Origin of the sequence: Micrococcus sp. KRD012 (assembly GCF_017168555.1) — a bacterium.
Classification (GTDB): domain Bacteria; phylum Actinomycetota; class Actinomycetes; order Actinomycetales; family Micrococcaceae; genus Micrococcus; species Micrococcus luteus.
Genome location: NZ_JABFBB010000015.1, coordinates 1 through 2,474, shown reverse-complemented (window position 1 = coordinate 2,474; position 2,474 = coordinate 1). Strand labels below are relative to the sequence as shown.

General features: G+C 73.9%; 2 protein-coding genes and 1 pseudogene. 2 read left to right on the top strand and 1 reads right to left on the bottom strand.

Annotated elements, in window-relative coordinates; translation table 11 throughout:
* Positions 1-374: pseudogene (locus tag J1M37_RS06430) on the bottom strand (EamA family transporter); the annotation flags it as partial.
* Positions 375-575: 201 nt separating this feature from the next.
* Between J1M37_RS06430 and J1M37_RS06425 the strand changes: the two are divergent.
* Together J1M37_RS06425 and J1M37_RS06420 are read left to right on the top strand one after the other, a co-directional pair.
* A complete protein-coding gene (locus J1M37_RS06425) occupies positions 576-1,454 on the top strand; it encodes a siderophore-interacting protein (protein WP_206452345.1) in 879 nt (292 codons plus the stop codon).
* A gap of 138 nt (positions 1,455-1,592) precedes the next feature.
* Complete coding sequence (locus J1M37_RS06420; RefSeq protein WP_206452343.1) at positions 1,593-2,387, top strand: hypothetical protein; 795 nt, start codon at positions 1,593-1,595, stop codon at positions 2,385-2,387.
* Positions 2,388-2,474 lie beyond the last annotated feature (87 nt).

Sequence of the window (2,474 nt, the reverse complement as noted above, 5' to 3'; positions counted from 1 at the left end):
ATCCCGGCGAGCGCGAGGGCCGCCCACGCCGCCGACCGCCACGACGGCCGCGCCGCCACGGACAGCGCCAGCGGCCCGAGCACCTCGAACGTCACGGCCACGCCCTGCGGGATTCGCGCGAACGCCTCGTAGATGGCCAGGTTCATGCCGGTCATGGCCGCACCCAGCCCGACGACGGCGGCCCACCCCCGGGGGCCCAGGCCGGCGAGGGCGGCGCGGCTCGGCCGGGTGACGAGCAGCAGCACGGCCGCGGAGAACACCACGCGCAGGGCGACCATGGCGGACGCGCCGACGTCGTCGAACAGCAGGCCCGCCACGGACGCGCCGAGCTGCTGGCTCAGCAGCGAGAGCAGGACGAGCAGGACGAGGCGCACGGGCTCAGCCTAGGGGCGCGCCGCGCCACTCCGGCCCCGGCCGGCGCGGGACCGCTGCTGCCGGAGGACCACCGGGGGGCCCGGTTCCGCTGACCCCGACGCCGCGGAAAACGTCACGCTGACGTGCGCTAATCCGTCTCGTCGTGGGAGAGTGGGGGACGCGTACCCGCGCAGACCCCGCCCCGACCCCAGGAGGCCCGCATGGCCCGGCCCCAGACCGTCCTCACCGTGGTGGCCGCCCGTCGGCTCACCCCGCACCTCGTACGCCTGACCCTCGGCGGTGAGCAGTTCGACGCCGTCCACGCCCGCTGGGCGGAGAAGGGCGCCACGGACCAGTACGTGAAGCTGCTCTTCGCCGACCCCGCGCTCGGCCTCGAACCCCCGTACGACCTGGACGCCCTCCGCGAGCGTCTCGCCCCGGAGCAGCTGCCGGTCCGCCGCACCTACACGGTGCGCCGCATGGACGCGGCCACCCGCACCATGGACGTCGACTTCGTGGTCCACGGCGCGGACGGCGACGGCGCCGCCCCCGGGCACGACGGCGGCCTGGCCGGGGCGTGGGCGGCGTCCGAGCCGGTGGGGCAGCAGGTCGCGTTCCTGGGTCCCGGCGGCGCCTACCGACCCGACCCCACCGCGGACTGGCACCTGCTCGCCGGCGACGAGGCCGCGCTGCCGGCGATCGCCGCCGCCCTCGAGGACCTTGCCGCCACGGACGCCGCGGCGGCCGGTGTCGCGCTGATCGAGGTGACCGACGCAAGCGACGAGGTGCCCCTGACCGCGCCGGCCGGCGTCGAGGTGCGCTGGCTGCACCGCGGCGGCCCCTTCACCCCGGAGACGACGCGGTTCGCCGCAGCCGTCGAGGACGCGGGGTGGCGGGACGGACGGGTGCACGCGTTCGTGCACGGCGAGCGGGAGCAGGTCAAGCGCGTCCGGACGTACCTCACGGACGTGCGCGGCGTGGACCGGCGGCAGCTGTCGGTGAGCGCGTACTGGGCCTACGGCCGCGCCGAGGACGTGTTCCAGGCGGAGAAGCAGACCCCGGCGGGGCAGATCTTCGAGGACGGCACCACCGGCGGCTGACCCGCACAGGTTCGGCACAGTCGCAGATCCGCTGCCGCTCAGGACGTGACGGGCCAGGGGCGGCGTGAGACGGTCGAGGGGTCATCATCCGGCGGTCTCCGGCCGCCGGCACGTCCGCACCTCTGTGAAGGAGTCCCCATGAAGACGCCCGCACGCCTCGCCGTCGGCATGCTCGCCGCCTCCGGTCTGCTGCTCACCGGCTGCGCCTCCGACCCGACGCTGGACGAGAGCTGGCCCGAGATCCGCCAGAAGGCCGTGGATGCCGAGAGCCTGCGCCTGAGGATGGAGGGCACCGCTGCCGACAAGGAGGAGAAGGACGACGCGTCGGCATCGGCGTCGCCCTCCGCCTCTCTGGGCACGGAGGCCATCCAGTCCGCGAACGTGGACCTCGCCGGCGCCACCGACGACTCCCACCTCAAGGGCACCATGAGCATGGACATGGGGGCGGCCACCCTGGACATCGAGGTCCTGCGCCGGGGCGCCGATGTGTTCTTCAAGCTCAAGGCCGACGGTGACGACCTGCCCCGGGAGATGGGCATGTTCTCCACCCTCGTGGGCGACCGCTGGATCAAGACGAGCGCCGAGCAGGCCGCGCAGATGGACATCTCACTGGAGGAGATCATGTCCGACCTCGAGGAGGACATGCCCGCCGCGGACGCCTTCGACGGCAAGGACCTGAAGGCCGAGGAGGTGGAGCTCGAGGGCAGGAAGTACCTCAAGTACGCGCTGCCCGAGGAGCACCACGAGTTCGGCCGGACGATGCTGATCGACCCGGGGAGCACGACCCTCTACCGTCTCGAGGGCGTGAACTCGGAGGACGAGGACGTGGACGCGAACGCCACCTTCACCGAGTGGAACGCGGTCGAGGCGCCCGAGGCCCCCGCCTCGGAGGACGTCCTCGACCTGGCCGAGCTGCAGGAGCTGGCCGGCTGACCCGCTGCGCGATCCAGGTGGGCCGGCGGGGCGCCACGGCATGATGTCCTCATGGACCGCGCCGCCCCCACCCCGCCCGTGAACGCC